The sequence below is a fragment of the Enterococcus sp. LJL128 genome, from assembly GCF_056924295.1.
On the sequence record NZ_JBXPBP010000002.1, the window covers coordinates 186,300 to 206,197 of the forward strand.

Below are 19,898 nucleotides of genomic sequence, written 5' to 3' on the forward strand. Positions count from 1 at the left end.
CATCCCCGGAAAGCTGTTTTTTTATGATTGTTTCGCGAATTGAGCATTATAAAGTGCTTGATAATGCCCATTTGGAATCGTCAGAAGTGTACGATGATCCCCAATTTCGACGATTTTTCCCTGCTCCATTACTAAAATCTTATCAGCATTTTTAATTGTAGATAATCGATGGGCAATCACGAAGCTAGTTCGCCCTTTCATGATTTCCAGAAAAGCGGACTGGATTTGCTTCTCGGTCAACGTATCTACAGAGCTTGTTGCCTCGTCTAAAATAAGCATTGGCGGATTGCTGATCATTGTTCTTGCAATAGTTAAAAGCTGCCGCTGCCCCTCTGAGATTTTAATTCCCTGGCTGCCGATTTCCGTTTCAAGTCCTTTGGGCAGACGTTGAATAAATTCAGCAGTATGTGTCTTTTCAAGCGCAGTCTTGATTTCGCTAGCTGTCGCCTGAGGATTCCCGTAGGTCAGATTCTCCCTCAACGTACCGTCAAACAGCCAGGTATCTTGTAGAACCATGCCAAAGCTTTTTCTAAGACTGTCTCTGGTAATCTCAGCGATGCTGTGTTCATCAACTGTAATGCTCCCCTGATCAACATCATAAAAGCGCATCAGCAAATTGACCAAAGTTGATTTCCCTGCACCAGTTTTCCCGACGATTGCTACTGTTTCTCCTTCCTGAACAGCGAGAGAGAAATCTTCTATCAATGGCTTGTCCGGAATATAGGAAAAGTATACATGGTTGAAGGATACATCTCCCTTGGCTTTTGTCAGCACGAAAGCATTCTTTTCATCTGGTTTTTCCGGCTGCTCCTCTAATAAATCAAAGGATCTGTCGATTCCTGCTATAGCTGTCTGAATTTGGGTAATCATGCCGGACAATTCAATGAATGGTTTTGAAAATTGAGCACTATAGATAGTGAAGCTGGAAATAACTCCGACAGAAACGGCTGTATTTCCGGAAAGAATCAGGAGTCCGCCTGTTAACCCAATTGCAATGTAGGATAAATGATCTACGAAGCGGGATAAAGGATTTGTTAAAGAAGAAGAGAACTGTGCTTTCTGTCCTTCAACATATAATTCTTGATTCAACTGCTCGAACTGTGTTTGTACGTGAGCTTCGCGGCGAAAGGCTTTAACAATTTTTTGATTCCCTACCATTTCGGAAACAAATCCGGAAATGGAGCCGACAATTTTCTGCTGTGCTGCAAAGTTTTTTTGAGACGCATTTGCAACCAGCCAGTTGACAATAAAAATAATTGGTGTGGTAACCAGCACAACAATTGTGAGGGTAACACTAAGACGAACCATAAACACCAGGGCAATAAGCACAACCGCTACTCCAGAAAAGAGTTGATTAAACACAACTGAGCAGGCGATGGAAATATTATCCATATCATTTGTGAAACGGCTGACTATATCACCATGTGCTTGTTGATCGTAATAGTTTAACGGCAGCTCGTTAAGCTTAGAAAAAGTGTCTTTTCTTAATCTAGCTACAGATAAATAGGAAACACGATTTCCTAAAAGCTGAATTAGCCATTGGCTGATGACAGTAACGATTAAAATACCTAAAAGCAGTCCCAGAATTGCATACAATTTGGAAAAATCAACATTTTCTTCGCCAATCATGGTATCAACAGCCTTTCCAAAGGCATCTGTCATCCAGACTGTAGCAAAGCCGCTGACAGCCCCCAGTAGAATCGATAAAATTAGCTCGCGGCGGTAATAAAGCAGGTAAGGAAGAAATTTTTTTAATGATTGAGTAGGTGTTTTTTTAGTCATCATGGTCATTTTCCTCCTGCGAAGTTACAATTTCCTGATAGTGTGGAGAATTGGTCATCAGCTGTTCATGTGTTCCCAGTCCGACCATTTTTCCTTCATCCAATACAAGAATCTGCTGAAACTGCCGAATAGAGCTGATTCTTTGAGAAATAATAATAAGAGTAGTTGCACTCATTTCCTTTTTTAATGATATGCGCAGGTTTAAATCAGTCTGATAATCCAATGCACTTAAAGAGTCATCGAGGATCAAAATAGCTGGTTTGGCAATTAACGCGCGTGCAATTGTCAGCCGCTGCCGCTGCCCGCCGGAGAAGTTTTTCCCACTTTCATAAACAGGTGTATCCAGACCAGCTTCAAGCTGTTCAACAAATTCACTGCATTGAGCAATAGCTAGAGCCTCCCAGCATTCTTGATCTGTAGCATCTTCTTTGCCCCACTGCAGATTTTCCCGGATTGTACCGCTGAATAAAACAGAGGTTTGAGGCACAACTGCAATGTTTCTGCGGAGCTCATCCAGCGACCAGTCACGAACATCTCGTCCTTGAACGACGACGCGTCCTTCGCTGACATCATAGAAGCGGGGGATAAGCTGAATCAAGGTACTTTTTCCACTGCCTGTGGCACCGGTTATGCCAAGTGTACCTCCCTTTGGAATCACTAAGTCAATAGCTGTTAATGCTAACCCGGCAGACTCATGATAACGAAAAGAGACCTGCTCAAAGGCAATTTCGTCATTCGTTGGTTGAGGCGCTGAGCTGGCATCTGTTTTTTCCCTGATGCTGGGATCAACAGTAAGTACTTCGTTGACCCGTGCGGCAGAAGCAGAGGCACGAGTGAAAATCAGTACAAGATTTGAAACCACGATTAAGGCCAGCAGCATTTGATTCATATAGTTGATTAGCGCCAAGACTTCTCCTTGCTGGAGATTCCCCACTGAGACTTTAAAGCCGCTGATATAAAGCAGGAGAATGATTCCCAAGTTCATAATCAGAGTTGTCGCAGGTGTGAGGAAAGCAGAAATTCTTGATACTCTTACATAGAGGGCTGCTAAATCATCTGTTGTTTGATCTACATGTTCAATTTCAGTCTCTTTTTGTGCGAATGCCCGAATTACACGAACACCGGTCAAATTTTGACTGATTTTTTGATTTAGGCTATCCAGCATTTCCTGAACTTGTCTATATAAAGGAACAGTTAGTCTGATAATAATAAATAAAATAATACAGAAAACAGGAAGCAGAAGTAAAAAAATCAATCCGGCGCTAAAATCAATGTAAAAAGCCATGATGACTGAGCCAATGCTTAAAAACGGTGCCCGGATAACTAAGCGGATTAGCATAGCCAGAGCCAGCTGGAGCTGATTAATATCGTTGGTCATGCGGGTAATCAATGTATCTGTTCCAAATAAGTTCAGCTCATTATGAGATAAACGATTGATTTTCTTCATCAGCTGATTTCTAAGCTCAGTACCAAATCCTTGGGAAGCAATGGAAGAATAGTATTGACAGATAATCACACAGATTAATCCAATCACAGACATAAGGACCATCCAGCCAGCCATCTTTATAACGTAGGCGGAATCATTATTCTGAATGCCGTTATCGACCAGCCGAGCCAGCATCAGCGGCAGAACCAATTCAAAACAGGCTTCTAAAAACTTAAAGAAAGGTCCTAAGATAATCTGTTTTTTATAGTTTTTTGCGTATCTTAATAATTGAATCATTTTCTTCCCCCTTTATCTGTTCTATTGTATCTCAACTTATCGGTCAAATAAAGTTGCTCGCTTTTAGCCCTGACAATTTGCTACAATGTTGAAGAGGAAGGTGGCAACGAAATGAATCAATGGATTGAATTAGTCTTGCTGTTTTTTATTTATTCATTTATCGGCTGGCTTTGGGAAACGGTGTACTGCTCGCTTCGGGCAGGGAAGTTTATGTATAGAGGATTTTTAACAGGGCCTTATTGTCCTATTTATGGATTTGGTATTTTAGGAGTACTTTATTTTTTAGAACCATTTAAAGGAAATTTGATTCTATTGTATTTTCTTTCAGCTCTACTAGTGACTGTCTTGGAGTATTTGACCAGCTTTGTTTTAGAAAAGCTCTTCCATGCTTCATGGTGGGATTACAAAGATGTGCCTTTAAACATCAACGGCAGGGTCGCACTGCCTGTTTCTGCATTCTGGGGATTGGCCTGTGTGCTGATTGTTAGAATTATTCATCCTAAAATTTTGCTGGCAACTGATTTTCTAACAGAAGCATTCGGCTGGATTTTACCAGCTGCTCTAACCGCAATGATCCTTATTGATCTTATCTACACAGTAACGAATATGCAGGCGTTCAAACATATTACAGATGAAATTAATACGGTACTAGAAACGAAAGCCAAGGAAATATCTGAAAGTATGAATGCTCGGGGAGAAGTCTTGTCAGAAGATGTGGCCGAACTGAAAAAATCTATTGAAAAAGGCTTTGCAGAAAGAACAGCGAAATCTCAAAGCTATTTTGAGGAGCTTAAAAAGAATAGTGAGATTACACAGCGGCTGCAGCGTTTAAACCTTAGCCAGCGCCGTTGGATTAAAAACTACCCTAATTTGAAACTGAAACGCATCGATAATTCCGAAACAGTAAAGCAGCTGATTACGTCTATTAAGAAGAGAACAAGAAAAATGTAACAGATAGCTTCAGGTGTACCAATGAAGTTAAGACTGGTGTGCAGGGATAGATTAAGCTCTTTTATGAGATTCACCAATTAAACTGGTAAAGCTCAATGTTACAGAGAATATTAAGTTTTCTTTAAAACGTAATAATTTGTAACACTGTTGAAACAATATCTACTTTCAAGATTAGTATAATGAATAGAGTTAGGATTTATTATAGGAAAGGTGTTGGATTCAGTGGGTATTAAAAAGCTGATGCCGTTTTTGTCGGCAATCATCTTATTAAATCTAGCCTTCCCTTCTGTTATGGTTACTGCGGAATCATTGGACTCTTTGCAACAGGAAGAAGAGCAAGCGACAGAAATGGGACAAATTCTTAATCAGGAAATAGATACAGCACTTACAGATGTAAACAAGAAATATGCTGAGATCGAAAATTTGAAGGCAGAAATCACCAATGCAGAAAAGACTCTCGAAGAATCTGAAGCAGAAATAGCGGCTACAGAATCAAGTATTGAGCGTCGCAAAGCTGCGGTCGGCGATCGTATGAAAACGATCCAGCTGAATGGTGAAACACGTACATGGCAAGTCTTGCTTGAATCTGAAAGTCTTTCGGATTTTTTCAATAGAGCATATGTGATGACAATTTTGCAAAATGCTGAAAATGAAAAAATTGAAAGTCTAGCAGAAGAAAAAGAGCGGCTGGCTGAACTTCAGGAAACTGTTAGAACGACTCAGGAACAGCTTCAGACAAACGAAGCAAAGCTTGAGGAAGAAGCGCAGGCAATGGACATTGAAGTCGTTGCACTGAAGCAGCAGTTATCTGAGAATGAAGGAACTATTCAACTGATTGCAAATAAGAAAATTACAGAACAAAATAGATTGGCAGAAGAAGCAAAAGCGGCTGAAGCGGCACAAGCTGCAGCAAAGGCAGCAGAAGAAGCACAAACTGCTGAAACTGCAAATTCTTCTACAGAATCGTCTGATCCATCAAGCGAAGCAAGTACAGAGCCTTCTACACCAGAAGTTCCTAATACTGGTGGAAATGAAACAGGCGGTACAGGTCGTGTCTTGTATGTGGAGTCTACTGCGTATTCGTATACGGAACCAGGTTCAGGCTTTATTACGGCTATCGGAATCGATTTACGCGTGCAAAGCAATGTGATTGCCGTTGATCCAAGTGTGATTCCCTTGGGATCATTAGTGGTGGTAGACGGTTACGGCTATGCAATCGCCGGAGATACCGGAGGCGCAATCAAAGGGAATATTATTGATGTGCATTTCAACTCAGTTGCCGAATGTGTGAACTGGGGACGCCGTCACAATATTCGTGTAGAAATTCAATAAAATTATCTGTTTGAATTAGACCATTTGAAAAGAGTTGGAACTTAAGTTGTTAAGTTTCAACTCTTTTTTCATTTTCAAAAATTTTATTTTAAGAATTACTGAAAGTAGATTACAATAGAAGCAAATGAAAAAATAGGGAGTGTTTTTGAATGATTGTTGGTGTGGAGTTGGTAATGGTATTGCTTATTGTTACTTATGGAGGTAACTTCTTTCTTTACAGATTGCTCAAAGCAAAGAAGCAGATACAAGGATTGGAAAAACTTGCCATTATTTGTGGCGTAAATATGCTGATTTTACTTTTTGATGGTGCTTTTATTGTTATTGCAGCACTGATTAGGCAAGGCTCTGCTCTTTCAAGCATTTAGACTAAGAAAACAGGTAGGAGAACAATGTTTAAAATTGGTGAATTTTCAAAATTAGCACAAGTATCGATTCGAATGCTGCGCTACTATGACGAACAGGGCCTGCTGCCGCCCGCAAAAATTGATCAGGAAAATGGCTATCGGCTGTATCACGTAAAGCAGCTGCCGCTACTCCAAAAAATCATCTTATTGAAAAATCTAAAATTTTCAACAGCTGAAATTAAATCACTGGTTGGAGAAGATTTAGGAGATAGCTATTTTCAAGAACAGTTAAAGAATAAATATGAACAAATTGAACAGGAAATCGCAGCAGAGCAGCGACGCTTACTGGAGCTTGCGAATACAATTGAACGAGTAAAGGAACCTCAAAAAAGGGATCTCCATGTCATTTTTCGAACACTGCCGCAGGAAAAAATTGTTAGTTTACGCAAAGTGATTCCTAGCTATTATCATGAAGGAGCTTTATGGCAGGAGTTTTTAGGACTGCTGAAGAAGGAACAGGTTGACGTTGTAAAGCAGTCTCCGGATAACTTTACTATTTTTCATGATGAGTGTTATAGAGAAGAAGGCGTCGAAATTGAAATTTGTCTAAAGATAAAAGGGCTAACTGAGGTAGAACCGCCCTTGAACTGTTATGAGACAAAAGAGATTCCTTTGGCTGCTTCAATCTTTGTCTTTGGTTCTTATGACAATATTAAGGGGGCATACCACCATTTTGCGCATTGGTTATCTGAGCATGAAGAGTATGAAATGCTGATTCCAACACGTCAGGTTTCCCATCGTGGACCAGATACCGAAGACAACCCGGATAATTATTTAACAGAAATTCAAATTCCAATTAGAAAAGCTGAACGAGCTCGTACAGCTATCGAGCAATAAGCGCGAGGCAGCCACATGATGCTCTTTATCATGAGGTGGCCTCGACTTATTGTTGAAGAAAGCTTGCTCGTGAAGCTAGACAGATTAGAAAAGCTGAACGAGCTCGTACAGCTATCGAGCAATAAGCGCGAGGCAGCCACATGATGCTCTTTATCATGAGGTAGTCACGACTTATTGTTGAAGAAAGCTTGCTAGAACTTGCCCCAATGCTTCCTTCGCTGTCACTTGATATTACAGAGCAGGCAACTGTAAAAATTTTATAATCTTTTTATCAAAAAAATCCTTGACCCTACCATTATGTGAGGGTCTATCCTGTAGGTACAGGAGGGATGATTATGGAACAGAAAACATTTACTGTACAGACAATTGGACACATCGAAAATGGTGAGCAGGGAGCGTTTATTCAGCTGTTGCCTAAGTATGCCGAGGCATTAGAAGGGCTTGAAGGTTTTGGACATTTAAACATCATTTATTGGTTGGATAAGCTGGATCAGCCGGAAATGAGAGAAATTTTACAGGTTGCTAGTCCGTATAAGAAAGCACCGGATGTTCTGGGAATATTTGCAACGCGTTCTCCAGTAAGGCCTAATTTGTTGGCTCTTTCTACTGTAGGAGTTCTTGAATTGGATAAGGTAAACGGACGGATAAGAGTTGACTATGTTGATGCTGAGGATGGCAGTCCATTGCTAGACATCAAGCCGTATACGCCAAGCGAGGATCGTGTAGAAACGCCCAGTGTACCAGAATGGAGTGCGCACTGGCCAAAAAATATTGAAACATCTGGGGATTTCGACTGGGCCGATGAATTCAATTTTTGATTCAATGGAAAACTTGGAGAAAATAGACTGGGTCATTTAACTTGAATACTCAGAGAGAGTCTGGAGCAAAAGTGTTTTGCTTCAAGAACCAGGGAGGTACTGTTCAACATCGGCTCGTCCTTCACTGTGTTTCTCAGCAATAAGCCAAACCATACGAAAATAGCTACATGAGGTGTGCCCCTATGTTAGACCAAAAAATCTAACTTAGGGGTTTTTTCAATGTGGATTAGGAGGATACATTTAGCTATATTCCAGTCTCTTTTTTTACTGATTTCTAAGAATCCTTTCAATAAAGCCCGCTATAAATGAAAAAATAAATTGGATAGGGTAAAATAAAAGGGAGAAGAATGATGGAGGGACAGGACATGGCTAAGATCATGATTGTTGAGGATGAAGCAACTATCCGCAGCTTAGTAATGAAAGAACTGGAAAAATGGCAGTTGGATGTCTTTGGTACAACTGATTTTCATCACGTACTTGAAGATTTTCAAAAAGAAGAGCCCCAGCTGCTGCTGCTGGATATTAACTTGCCGGTTTATGACGGATATTACTGGTGTCAAAAGATTAGGGAAGTATCTAAAGTACCAATTATTTTTATTTCCAGCAGAAATACTAATATGGATATGATTATGGCGATGAATATGGGAGCAGATGATTTTGTAACAAAGCCTTTTCAGATTGATGTTTTGGTTGCTAAGATTAATGCGTTGCTGCGCCGTTCGTATAATTATTCTGAACCAGGAAGTGAAATTCTTGAACATAACGGAATTAAACTGAATCTAGATAACGGGAATATGGATATCAACGGTGAAATGATTGATTTGAGCAAGAATGAGTATCGGCTACTATATATACTAATGAAGAAACACGGCAAAATTTTAACTAGAGAAAAACTGCTGCGGGCCTTGTGGGAAGATGAACGTTTTGTGGATGATAATACTTTGACTGTAAACATCAACCGTTTAAGAAAGAAGATTGAACAAGCTGGAATCAAGGATTATATTGAAACCAAAATTGGTCAGGGCTATATCGTCCCATAGTATGAATGGAGAAGACAATGACAGCTAGAAAGTATTTAAAGGACCATTGGTTATTTTTAATTGGCTGGCTGCTTTTCATTGGGGTAACCTGCCTGATTTTATGGTTAACACCTAGTGTAAAGCTAAGTACCGCCTCTATCAGTTATCTGATTTTGTTGGAATTTCTGGTACTGGTAGTTGTGCTGGCGATTGATTATTTGGTAAGAAGACGCTGGTGGAAAAAATTAGACATTACAGATCCCTCGCAAAGGCTGGAGGAATATCTGAAGGATGCCTCAAGAGAAGATGAGCGGCTTCAGCAGGAATATATCAACAGTATACTTACTGAGCATCAGAAGGTGATGGAGCAGGTCATTGACAATCAGCAGGAGCATAAAGAGTATATTGATTCCTGGGTTCATGAAATCAAAGTTCCTTTAGCTGCTGTCAACTTGCTGCTGGATTCACTGGAAGATGATATTTCTGAGGAAACGTATTCTCTATTGGAAAACGAGTTTTTGAAGATTGATGAGTATGTTGAGCAGGTGCTCTATTATTCCCGTCTGGACAGTTTTTCAAAAGATTATCTGATTCGTGAATACTCTGCTAAAAAGATTGTTCAGTCTGTTATTCGCTCTCAAGCCTATTACTTTATCCAGAAAAATATTCGTTTTTCAATAGAAGGAGAAGATCAGACTGTTTTAACTGATGGCAAATGGGTAGAATTTATCTTTCGCCAGTTAATCAGTAACGCAGTTAAATATACCCCTCAAGGCGGAGAAATTAAGGTTAAGATTAGTAGAAGCCGAGAGGGCATCACATTATTGCTGGAGGATTCTGGAATCGGTATTCCCCAAAATGATTTACAACGAATTTTTGACAAAGGCTTTACAGGGACTAACGGGCGTATGCTGAATCAGCATTCCACTGGTTTGGGTCTGTATCTTGCCAAAAAACTGGCCGATAAGCTGGGACATCAGCTAAGTATAGCTTCTGTAGAAGGGGCTGGAACCACTGCAGAAATATTTTTTCCGTTTGTTACGTATTATCATGAGATTCGCTAATCAAAAAGAGATTACTTTTTCTCATGTAAGGCTGATTAGTGACAGACAGGCATATGTTGATTTTAAATAAAAAGGCAGGAATAAATTTCCCGTTTTTTTATGTGTCAACCAGAAGTAGTTGCAAATCCCAAGCTTTATTCAAATACAGCAAATGGTAAATACGTATTTTTATCTGTGGTACAACTAGGGAATTATGATAAATCCTATAGATCAAGTATTTTCCTTTCATTTCTTAGCATATTTTTATTGTATATTCCTCCTTTTTCTTGTTAGACTGTTGAAGGAATGTTTTTCAGCAGGAGCTGTGCACTTTTCAAATGGTCTGTGAGGAACGAATGAACAGTCGATTTTCGTCACAACTGAGGCTGGAGGAAAGAATCAGCTGCTTTTGAACAGTATTTAGCTGTATAATTATGGAGTTTTTGGAGGATAGGTATGTCGATTTTTAGAAAGAAAACACTAACTGCTCAGCCGATACAGGAAACTGGCATGAAGCGGAATTTGAAAACAATGGATCTGATTATGCTGGGGATTGGAGCAATCGTAGGAACAGGGATTTTTGTTATCACCGGAGTCGCTGCTGAAGAAACAGCAGGACCGGCGCTGACGCTTTCTTTTCTAGTAGCAGCCGGAGCGATAGTTTTGTCTGGTTTATGCTATGCTGAGTTTGCTTCCAGGATACCAGTGCTGGGAGGACCATACGCATATATGTACGTAGTGTTTGGTGAATTCACTGCATGGATGACAGGCTGGCTTGTTATTTGTGAGTTTTTCTTAGCGGTTTCTTCGGTTGCCTCAGGCTGGTCTGGTTATGTTCAGGGATTTCTGAGTAGTTTGGGTATAGCATTACCTCAAGCCTTAAGCGGAGCTTATAATGCGGCAACAGGAAGCTACGTGGATTTGATTGCGGTACTAGTCCTTATTTTCGTCACTTTTTGGGTTTCATTGGAAGCGAAGACTGCTTTACGTTTAAATAATTTAATGGTTTTTGTAAAATTTGGTATTATTTTACTTTTCATTCTTGTGGGAATATTTTATGTAAAACCAGCAAACTGGCAGCCGTTTATGCCTTTTGGTTTTAATGGTGTGCTGGGAGGCGCAGCCATTGTATTCTTTGCTTTTCTAGGATTTGATGCAGTCAGTATGGCTGCAGAAGAAGTAGAAAATCCTCAAAGAGACATCCCAAGAGGGATTATTGGTTCGATTGTTATTGCTACAGTTCTTTATATCGTTGTAACATTGATCCTAACAGGAATCGTTCCTTATACTTCTTTAGGGGTGAAGGATCCGGTAGCTTTTGCAATGCGCTTTATTCAAAAGGATGCTGTAGCCGGGATTATTTCAGTCGGCGCGATTTTGACGCTGCTTACAGTAACCATTGCAATGATGTATAGTCTGGCTAGAATCGTTTATGCTATCAGTAAAGATGGACTATTGCCGAAGTTTATGGGAAAAATTGATAAGAAGCACCATACGCCTAAGAATGCGACCTATGTTTCCGGCGCAGCTGCGATGCTGTTTGCAGGTTTCTTTCCTTTGAGTCTGCTGGCTGAGCTGACCAACATTGTGACCTTGATGTACTTGATTTTTATGGGACTAGGTATTATTAAGCTGCGGCGTATGCTGGGGGAACCAAAAGAAGGGGAATTCCGCATACCTTTTGTTCCTGTGCTGCCGTTAATCTTGGTCGTAGTTAGTATTGGTTTAATGCTGAAGCTGCGGTATGCAACATGGCAGGTATTTGCCATTGCTTTGATAATCGGAGTGGCTATCTATTTCCTATATGGTTACAAGCATAGCAATATGAACAAGAACGTTGAATAGACAAGTGAAGCTGCATGTTTTAGCAACTGATTTTGACTGTTCTAAAGAACAGCTCATTGAAGAAAAGGGAGTTCCATTAACTTCTCATCAAGAACATTCGCCTGCTGTTCTGCTGGATGCCTCTTCATGTATCTGCGGGACAAACTGATGCATATCCGCTGAGGAAACTGATAAAACAGCGCTCAGGATAGAATCTTTTACAGGAATTATATAGTTCAGATATTGCTAAATATGTTATACTGTTTAGGAGCAAAAAGAGGGACTTTGGAAAAAAATAGAAGGAGGACGTTCCTAAATGACAAAAAAGGAAACATTTTATATTACAACACCTATATACTATCCGAGTGGACAGCTGCATATCGGAAATTCTTATACAACTATTGCCTGCGATGCGCTGGCACGCTACAAACGCTTGATGGGATTCGATGTTCTTTATCTAACAGGTTTGGATGAGCATGGACAAAAAATTGAACATAAAGCGAAGGAATTAGATGTAACCCCTAAAGAATATGTTGATAAAATGGCAGCAGATGTTCAAAAGCTTTGGAAAACCTTGGATATTAGCTATGATAAGTTTATTCGTACAACGGATGAGTATCATGTGAAAACCGTTCAGCAGATTTTTAATCAGCTGCTGGATCAGGGAGACATCTATCTTGGCGAATATGAGGGCTGGTATTCTGTTTCAGATGAAGAATACTTTACTGAAACACAATTAGCTGAGGTATATCGCAACGAAGATGGAAAAGTAATTGGCGGAAAAGCGCCAAGCGGTCATGAAGTAGAGCTGGTTAAAGAAGAATCTTACTTCTTCCGTATGAGTAAATATGCTGAACGACTGGTTGACTACTATAATGAGCATCCGGAATTTATTCAGCCGGAATCCCGTAAAAATGAAATGATTAACAATTTTATTAAACCAGGTTTGGAAGACCTTGCTGTTTCCCGGACAACCTTCTCCTGGGGAATTCCTTTAACAAGAGATCCAAAACATGTTGTATATGTTTGGATTGATGCACTATCCAACTATATTACGGCGTTAGGCTATGGTTCAGAGGATGATAGCTTGTTCCAGAAATATTGGCCGGCAGATGTTCAAATGGTCGGAAAAGAGATTGTCCGTTTCCATACAATTTATTGGCCGATAATGCTGATGGCATTGGATCTGCCATTACCTAAGAAGATTTTTGGTCATGGCTGGCTAATGATGAAAGATGGAAAAATGTCTAAGTCTAAAGGGAATGTTGTTTATCCTGACATGCTTGTAGAGCGTTATGGACTGGATGCTTTGCGCTACTATCTACTGCGGGCAATACCTTTTGGAAGCGATGGTATCTTTACACCAGAGGATTTTGTTTCCCGTTTGAATTATGATTTAGCTAACGATTTAGGCAACTTGTTAAACCGGACAATTGCGATGGTTAATAAGTATTGTGACGGTCAAGTACCAGCGTATAAATCTAAAGTGACGCCATTTGACAGTGAACTTTCGACAACTGCGGCAAATGTTATTGGCCGGTATCATGAAGCCATGGAGAAAATGGAATTCAATACAGCAATTGCTGAAGTCTGGACGCTGATTTCTCGTGCAAATAAATACATTGATGAGACTCAGCCATGGATATTGGCGAAGGATGAAGAGAAGAAAACTGAACTAGATAGTGTTATGGTTCATTTAGCGGAAACGCTGCGGATTGTAGCGATTCTTCTGCAGCCCGTGATGACGGAAACACCTAAGAAAATTTATGAGCAGCTGGGACTTGATCCTGAAACTATGAACATGGAATCTATTCATTTTGGTGAATTCCCTGCAGATGTAAGAGTAACTAGCCAAGGTACGCCAATTTTTCCTCGTTTGGATATCGAAACAGAGGTTGCTTATATCCAGAGAAAAATGTCTCAAGGCGCTAAGAAAGAAGCCGAAGAGATTAAATGGAACCCAGAGGAAACAACCTTAGAGTCTGTTAAAGAAAAGCAGATTAAATATGAGGATTTTGATAAAGTAGAAATTAAAGTAGCAGAGGTTATTGACTGTAAAAAAGTTAAAGGGGCTGATAAGCTGCTGCAGTTCCGCTTAGATGCTGGTGACAATCAGCACAGACAGATTCTCTCAGGGATTGCTGAGTTCTATCCAGATCCTGCTGCATTAATTGGTAAAAAGGTAACGATTGTTGCGAACTTGAAGCCTAGAAAGATGAGAGGCGAAATCAGCCAGGGAATGATTCTTTCAGCAGAGGACAAGGAAGGCAGACTTCAAATTGTTGAAGCACCAAAAGATATGCCGAACGGTTCAATCATCGCATAATAGAAACACGCGAAGAGCGGCATAGAAATTTGAGCCCGTAAACATGAAAAATCCCCTCAGTTTAGAAAATTTTTCAAACTGAGGGGATTTTTTATTGTAATCAGGGATTAGATATCTTCAAAAATTTTTTTATAGTTCACTACAATTTTGTAATTATACTTTTCTCTATTCTCTCTTGACAGCTCCTGACAGGCAGAGATATCCACTAGACAGCTATTTGTGTATTTTTTTGAAAGGATACCATGAATCGAAGAGTTGAATAGTTCAGAGTAAAAGGTTATCATTTGACCTTCCTTGTAATTCTGGTTTATGGAAGTTTCCTGATAAAGAGTAAATGGTGCATAACTTGTTTTAGAAAATGAACTCATTGCCGCTCTCCTTCTTTCTTTAATCGAATCAGCTGCTGCAGCTGTTCTGTATTATTAGAAAACTCTTTTTGCATTGCTGAAAATTTTTTACAATGGGTACAATCAGAAGCATCTCCAGCCTCATGGGCTAGGGTTTCTTTATGCAGCAAAATTAAATCTGAACAATGGCGAGCTAAAAGAATTTGTCGGGATCTAATCTTTTGCAGCATGGTTATTTGGGGCGCTGAAGGCATCATTTCAACATCTCCTTTTCTCTATTATACGACGAATATAAGAGTAGTGCTGATTAATCTTAATAAAAAATTAATATTTTCAGTGAGAACTCAATTTTTAATGGAAAATAGCTAGAAGGCTGATTATAAAAAAATTTATGAATTTGTCAAAATTTACAATATTTAGCAAAAAAAGTAGTGGGAAATTCTCAATAACAGGAAGGAATTAGAGTATAAGTGAGGATTTTGCTCGAAAACCAGTTTTTATAACTAACTGTAGTCCAGTATGAAAAAATGTTGGAAACTAAATTTTTCCAGATTTGCACCAAGTTACATTGATTGGTTGATGTTAAAATCAGGAGAGGCTAAAATAAAAAATTAATTAATTTATTTGCTCGAAAGCTAGTCCTGATTGCTTCGAAAATTGGCTCTCAAAAGTATTTAGTAGCAGTTAGAGATGGATTTGTAGGCATCAGTCGTTGATGACTGTGGGGGCGCTGACAGTCTTAATTAATAATCTGGCAAGAGATGCCCTATCAACCTTTGATGAACAATCTATTTGGCGGAGACAGCCTGTACAATTGCCAGGAATAGAAAAAATACAAAAGAAGGAAGGAAACGCATTCGTCATTTAAAAATCAAGGATATAGTTGACAAGGCAGATGTTTTAAATAAAATTGTTTCCCATTTATAAATGAAGACTTCAAGTTTATGCGCGAAGAGACAAAAAATAAAATAGCTCAAATCGTTAAAGAACCAATTATTTAGTTTCGAACCAATCATTATTTCATAAAATGATGACTGCGTTGAAATTTTTTGTGTAACTATAGAATCTCCTATAAACTCCGTTCAAAAGCAACAAGATTAAAAGAGTTTTGCTTCAAGAGCCAGTGGGGTACTGTTCAACATCAGCTTATACTTCACTGTATTTCTCAGCAATAAGCCGTACTATATTGAAAATGTGTGATGAAATCCATTTTCGTATAGTACGGCTTATTGCTGAACTTTTTATTTGTTGGTAAAATTTTTATAGTAGTACTATCGAAGGAAAGCACGGGTAGCTAGCAGTTAAGACCTCGTTCATGAGTAGTATTCTTATACCTATTGCTCAAGAACTGAATATGTTCGTTCAGTCTTTCCAATTAAAACCTGTTAAGAATTGATTTTTTTAGATTTGCGTAGACCGCGAATTTTCTTTGGTAAGAATACTAGGAATAGGGAGTAAGGCATGCTGATGATAGCGCCGGCCAGACTTCTGCTGATAAAGCTATATTGATACAGCCATTTCAACATAAAATGAAAAGCCGTGATACCGATTAAAACTAATACAAGTGTTAGCCAGCGTGAATCAAGCGACAGCAGCGCTTGCCCCAGACGAGCCATGAGAGGATACAGGTAAAAAAAGACTCCCACTAGAGTAATTCGCCAGTTTTTAATAGCAGCGCCAATATTTAGTATGAAAAAGAGGACCGACAGCAGTAATGCGATAGGCGGAAAAAAGGCAATCAATGCGGAATAAAGACTTCCCCAAATAAGCATCAGCGGTCCCTTAATAAATGCTGTTAGAGCGATTAAGAATAGAATCAATAGTACCTGATGGGTGATGCTGGCGTAGACGAGTAGCGTAAATAGCGTCAACAGTCCCCAATGCCAGATTGTTTGAGTCTGATCCTTTCTGCGGCTGATTACTTTTTGTTCAATAGACGATTTTAATAAGTCAGAAGAGAAAATGGTTTGCTTTATATGTTTCATAAACATCAACTCCTAACAATAATAGATGATTTCTGATAAAGAAGCGTAGCTGGCTATGCATTTTTGTCTATACTTTCCAAAAAGCTTCTTTTGACTAGATAGTCTGAGAAAAAAACAATTGGGCTGCATTGGCGGGGGAGCAGCCTGTTTTTTAAGGCAAGCTATCCTACTGGCTTGATACAGACAACCGTTTAAAAGATTTATCTAGTAGATGAAGTGTAACAGGAACTGAAGATATGTACATCAGACTAGGGACTGATAAGACAGCAGCTGTAAAATGGTTTGTTACTAATCTTGAATAGAACATTTTTTCTATTTCAAGTGTTTTATTCAGCTTTCTGGTAAAATATGATAGAGTAGAACAGGCAGGGAGGAAGAAAAATGATTTTTGATACACATACACATCTGAATGCAGAACAATTTGCAGAAGATATTCCGGAAACTGTTGCACGAGCAACAGAATTAGGTGTAACAGAAATGGCAGTTGTTGGTTTTGATACACCAACAATTACGAAATCGCTGGCTCTTAGTCAGGAATATCCAAATATACACAGTATCATTGGCTGGCACCCGACAGAAGCTGGGAGCTACACCAAAGAGATAGAAGCACAGCTTCAGCAGCAGCTGACTAAGCCAAAAGTTGTGGCTCTTGGCGAAATTGGCTTAGATTATTACTGGATGGAGGATCCAAAGGAGCTTCAGGCTAAGGTGTTCCGCCGTCAAATCGCTATTGCCAAAGAAATGAATTTGCCAATCAGCATCCATATGCGGGATGCTATTGAAGATACTTATCAGATATTAAAAGAAGAAGATGTTCGGGATATTGGCGGTATCATGCACAGCTATAGTGGAGATGATGAGTGGATGAAACGCTTTTTAGATTTGGGCATGCATATTTCTTTTAGCGGTGTAGTATCCTTCAAAAAGGCAACTGATGTACAGGAAGCAGCTGCTAACGCGCCAATTGACCGCTTATTGGTTGAAACGGATGCACCCTATTTGGCACCAGTTCCTTACCGCGGTAAAAGAAATGAGCCCGGCTATACCAGATATGTAGTAGAAAAAATAGCGGAATTAAGAAATATGGAGTGGGAAGAGCTTGCAAAGCAAACAACAAAAAATGCACACAAGCTGTTCAGAATAGCAGAATGATAGATAAATTGAAAATTGAAGAAATTATTGTTGTTGAAGGTAAGGACGATACAAGACGGTTACAAGAAGTCGTTGAGGTGGATACAATCGAAACAATAGGTTCAGCAATTAATGAAGACATCCTGACTCAGATTGAACATGCCCAAGAAACAAGGGGCGTGATTATTTTTACTGATCCGGATTATTCAGGAGAAAAGATTCGGAAAACCATTATGGAAGTGGTGCCGGACGCCAAGCACGCTTTTTTATCTCGAAGATTGGCTGAACCTAAGCGCCGGGGAAGTAGTCTGGGAGTAGAGCACGCCAGTGATGAAGCAATCATTGAGGCTCTTAAGTTAGTAGTTACACCAATTAATGAAGAAGATGATTATGAAGACATACCTAGACAAGTATTGCTTGACTATGGTTTAATAGCAGGAGCCAATGCAAAAGAACGCAGAGAAAAGCTGGGTGACGAGCTGCGGATTGGGTATACCAACAGCAAGCAGCTGATAAAAAGGCTGCAGATGTTCCGTATAACAGAAGACGAGCTGAAAGCAGCGATGGCTAAAGTGGAGGAATCACTGTGACCGATTATAAAGATATTGCGACCCCTTCCCGTACGAAGGAGATATTAAAAAAGCACGGCTTTTCATTTAAGAAAAGCCTAGGACAAAATTTTCTGACCGAACCCAACATATTAAGAAAAATCGTCGAGACTGCGGAAATTGATCGACAGACAAATGTGATTGAGGTTGGTCCTGGTATTGGTGCTCTCACAGAGCATTTAGCTCGTCATGGAGCAGAGGTTCTAGCCTTTGAAATTGATGATCGATTGATTCCTGTACTTAAGGATACGTTAAGTCCTTATGATAATGTAACTGTTGTTCATCAGGATGTGTTGAAAGCGGACTTAAGTACAGAGATAAAACGGGTTTTTAAGCAGGAGCTGCCCATAAAAGTCGTGGCAAATCTGCCGTATTACATTACGACACCGATTATGATGCACTTTCTGGAATCGGATTTAGAAATAGCCGAAATGATTGTGATGATGCAAAAAGAAGTAGCAGATCGAATCTCTGCAAAACCGGGAACCAAAGCCTATGGTTCGTTGTCCATCGCCGTTCAGTACTACATGGAAGCGGCAGTAGCTTTTATCGTGCCGAAAACAGTCTTTGTACCGCAGCCGAATGTTGATTCTGCGATTATTACATTGAAAAGACGGGCTCAACCGGCAGTTCAAGTAACGAATGAAAAAGAGTTTTTCAAACTGACAAAGGCATCATTCCAGCTGCGAAGAAAAACGCTATGGAATAATCTGACTCATTTTTACGGGAAAGATGAAAAAACAGTGACTTGGTTAAAAATCAGCTTGAACGAAGCTGAAATTGAACCTTCCCGCAGAGGTGAAACACTAAGCTTAGAAGAATTTGCCCGTCTCAGCAATACACTTGAAAAAAATAAATAGAAACAGCTGTTTCTTATTAAAAAACACATAAATAGATGAAGGAACGTACCGATTCAAAAAAGTTAGACCAAAAATCTAGCTTTTGGGAGTCGATACATCTTCAGAATGATTCGTGTGTTTTTTTATATTTAAAATAAAAGGGTTTTCAAAGCAACGTGTGTCTTGACACCTCTATTTTTTTTGATTAGAATAGGATTCATGATATGTGTCAAGACACATTTAGGAGGAAGAAAATGAGAAAAAACTCTGTCAGACAACTGACAATTTCAGCGTTATTAATTGCGATGGGAATTATTATTCCAATGGTAATGCCCCGAATTACTATTGGACCAGCATCATTTACACTAGCAAGTCACGTGCCATTATTTTTAGCTATGTTTATTTCACCTGAAGCAGCAGTAGCTGTGGCCTTGGGAACAGGTTTTGGTTTCTTTTTATCAGCCACACCAATCATTGCACTACGGGCATTGTCCCATATTGTTTTCGCAGTTATCGGCTCAGTTTACTTGAAAAAGCATCCAGAAGTAGCACTGCAATCTAAACAGTTTTCTTTATTAAACGGACGGTTTCAAGTGTTTAACCTAGTCATTGCCCTTATTCACTCTGCTGTTGAACTGGTAGTCATCACTGTTTTCTATACAATGGGGAATCTACCGGAAACCTATTACTCTGATGGATACATTTATTCTATTTTGCTGTTAATGGGAATCGGCGGAATCATTCACAGCCTTGTGGACTTCAATATCGCTTATTTTCTTGCGGGCAGTCTTAGTAAGGCTTTTGACATTCCAGTGTTTACGAATGCAAAAAAATATTTACAAAATAATTTATAACAAAAAAGACGAGACAACGTATTCATCTTATTCCTGCCAGTATAATTTCTGTAGCAACTTACTGTAAGCAAGTGA

At 39.4% G+C, this 19,898-nt stretch carries 20 protein-coding genes; 15 read left to right on the top strand and 5 right to left on the bottom strand.

Annotated features, from left to right (window positions below):
* Nucleotides 1–21: 21 nt before the first annotated feature.
* Together AC1Z3K_RS03820 and AC1Z3K_RS03825 are read right to left on the bottom strand one after the other, a co-directional pair.
* Nucleotides 22–1,785 (bottom strand): ABC transporter ATP-binding protein, encoded by a 1,764-nt coding sequence (locus tag AC1Z3K_RS03820; protein WP_461731917.1) that lies wholly within the window; start codon nt 1,783–1,785, stop codon nt 22–24.
* Complete coding sequence (locus AC1Z3K_RS03825; RefSeq protein ID WP_461731918.1) at nt 1,775–3,505, bottom strand: ABC transporter ATP-binding protein; 1,731 nt, start codon at nt 3,503–3,505, stop codon at nt 1,775–1,777. Before AC1Z3K_RS03825 ends, AC1Z3K_RS03820 begins: the two co-directional genes overlap by 11 nt.
* A 111-nt stretch (nt 3,506–3,616) precedes the next feature.
* Here AC1Z3K_RS03825 and AC1Z3K_RS03830 point away from each other — a divergent pair, with 111 nt between their 5' ends.
* From AC1Z3K_RS03830 to metG, 10 genes are all read left to right on the top strand, one after another.
* Nucleotides 3,617–4,456: a putative ABC transporter permease gene (locus tag AC1Z3K_RS03830; protein ID WP_461731919.1), complete on the top strand. Its 840-nt coding sequence runs from the start codon at nt 3,617–3,619 to the stop codon at nt 4,454–4,456.
* Between the two features lie 240 nt (nt 4,457–4,696).
* Nucleotides 4,697–5,788, top strand: coding sequence for a 3D domain-containing protein (locus AC1Z3K_RS03835; protein ID WP_426081159.1), 1,092 nt, complete (start codon nt 4,697–4,699; stop codon nt 5,786–5,788).
* 149 nt (nt 5,789–5,937) lie between these two features.
* Nucleotides 5,938–6,153 carry a hypothetical protein gene (locus AC1Z3K_RS03840; protein WP_426081023.1) on the top strand — a complete coding sequence of 72 codons (216 nt, stop codon included), beginning with the start codon at nt 5,938–5,940 and terminating at the stop codon, nt 6,151–6,153.
* 24 nt (nt 6,154–6,177) lie between these two features.
* Nucleotides 6,178–7,029, top strand: coding sequence for a MerR family transcriptional regulator (locus AC1Z3K_RS03845; RefSeq protein WP_461731920.1), 852 nt, complete (start codon nt 6,178–6,180; stop codon nt 7,027–7,029).
* Nucleotides 7,030–7,364: 335 nt separating this feature from the next.
* The gene (tsaA, locus tag AC1Z3K_RS03850; protein ID WP_461731921.1) at nt 7,365–7,847 is read left to right on the top strand and encodes a tRNA (N6-threonylcarbamoyladenosine(37)-N6)-methyltransferase TrmO; all 483 of its coding nucleotides are present in this window, start codon (nt 7,365–7,367) and stop codon (nt 7,845–7,847) included.
* A gap of 365 nt (nt 7,848–8,212) precedes the next feature.
* A complete protein-coding gene (gene sapR / locus AC1Z3K_RS03855) occupies nt 8,213–8,887 on the top strand; it encodes a two-component system response regulator SapR (RefSeq protein ID WP_426081019.1) in 675 nt (224 codons plus the stop codon).
* A 17-nt stretch (nt 8,888–8,904) separates the two neighbouring features.
* Nucleotides 8,905–9,930 carry a two-component system sensor histidine kinase SapS gene (gene sapS / locus AC1Z3K_RS03860; protein ID WP_426081018.1) on the top strand — a complete coding sequence of 342 codons (1,026 nt, stop codon included), beginning with the start codon at nt 8,905–8,907 and terminating at the stop codon, nt 9,928–9,930.
* Between the two features lie 435 nt (nt 9,931–10,365).
* Nucleotides 10,366–11,754: an amino acid permease gene (locus tag AC1Z3K_RS03865; RefSeq protein ID WP_426081017.1), complete on the top strand. Its 1,389-nt coding sequence runs from the start codon at nt 10,366–10,368 to the stop codon at nt 11,752–11,754.
* A complete protein-coding gene (locus AC1Z3K_RS03870) occupies nt 11,747–11,902 on the top strand; it encodes a hypothetical protein (protein WP_426081016.1) in 156 nt (51 codons plus the stop codon). Before AC1Z3K_RS03865 ends, AC1Z3K_RS03870 begins: the two co-directional genes overlap by 8 nt.
* A 147-nt stretch (nt 11,903–12,049) precedes the next feature.
* Entirely contained in the window at nt 12,050–14,059 is a 2,010-nt protein-coding gene (gene metG, locus AC1Z3K_RS03875; RefSeq protein WP_461731922.1) for a methionine--tRNA ligase, read from the top strand.
* Nucleotides 14,060–14,166: 107 nt separating this feature from the next.
* On the opposite strand, the gene AC1Z3K_RS03880 is transcribed toward metG, so the two are convergent.
* Nucleotides 14,167–14,427 (bottom strand): DUF2187 family protein, encoded by a 261-nt coding sequence (locus AC1Z3K_RS03880; RefSeq protein ID WP_461731923.1) that lies wholly within the window; start codon nt 14,425–14,427, stop codon nt 14,167–14,169.
* Nucleotides 14,424–14,663 (bottom strand): hypothetical protein, encoded by a 240-nt coding sequence (locus tag AC1Z3K_RS03885; RefSeq protein WP_426081013.1) that lies wholly within the window; start codon nt 14,661–14,663, stop codon nt 14,424–14,426. The genes AC1Z3K_RS03880 and AC1Z3K_RS03885 overlap by 4 nt, the downstream gene beginning before the upstream one ends.
* A gap of 455 nt (nt 14,664–15,118) precedes the next feature.
* On the opposite strand from AC1Z3K_RS03885, the gene AC1Z3K_RS03890 reads away from it, so the two are divergent.
* A complete protein-coding gene (locus AC1Z3K_RS03890) occupies nt 15,119–15,274 on the top strand; it encodes a hypothetical protein (RefSeq protein ID WP_461731924.1) in 156 nt (51 codons plus the stop codon).
* Nucleotides 15,275–15,791: 517 nt separating this feature from the next.
* Here the strand turns inward: AC1Z3K_RS03890 and AC1Z3K_RS03895 are convergent.
* Entirely contained in the window at nt 15,792–16,391 is a 600-nt protein-coding gene (locus AC1Z3K_RS03895) for a hypothetical protein (RefSeq protein ID WP_426081012.1), read from the bottom strand.
* Between the two features lie 381 nt (nt 16,392–16,772).
* Here AC1Z3K_RS03895 and AC1Z3K_RS03900 point away from each other — a divergent pair, with 381 nt between their 5' ends.
* The 4 genes from AC1Z3K_RS03900 to AC1Z3K_RS03915 all read left to right on the top strand — a co-directional run bounded on the left by AC1Z3K_RS03900 (nt 16,773) and on the right by AC1Z3K_RS03915 (nt 19,823).
* The gene (locus AC1Z3K_RS03900; protein WP_461731925.1) at nt 16,773–17,543 is read left to right on the top strand and encodes a TatD family hydrolase; all 771 of its coding nucleotides are present in this window, start codon (nt 16,773–16,775) and stop codon (nt 17,541–17,543) included.
* Nucleotides 17,540–18,112, top strand: coding sequence for a ribonuclease M5 (gene rnmV / locus AC1Z3K_RS03905; protein WP_426081010.1), 573 nt, complete (start codon nt 17,540–17,542; stop codon nt 18,110–18,112). Before AC1Z3K_RS03900 ends, rnmV begins: the two co-directional genes overlap by 4 nt.
* The gene (gene rsmA / locus AC1Z3K_RS03910; RefSeq protein WP_426081009.1) at nt 18,109–18,990 is read left to right on the top strand and encodes a 16S rRNA (adenine(1518)-N(6)/adenine(1519)-N(6))-dimethyltransferase RsmA; all 882 of its coding nucleotides are present in this window, start codon (nt 18,109–18,111) and stop codon (nt 18,988–18,990) included. The genes rnmV and rsmA overlap by 4 nt, the downstream gene beginning before the upstream one ends.
* A gap of 233 nt (nt 18,991–19,223) precedes the next feature.
* Complete coding sequence (locus AC1Z3K_RS03915) at nt 19,224–19,823, top strand: hypothetical protein (RefSeq protein WP_426081008.1); 600 nt, start codon at nt 19,224–19,226, stop codon at nt 19,821–19,823.
* Nucleotides 19,824–19,898 lie beyond the last annotated feature (75 nt).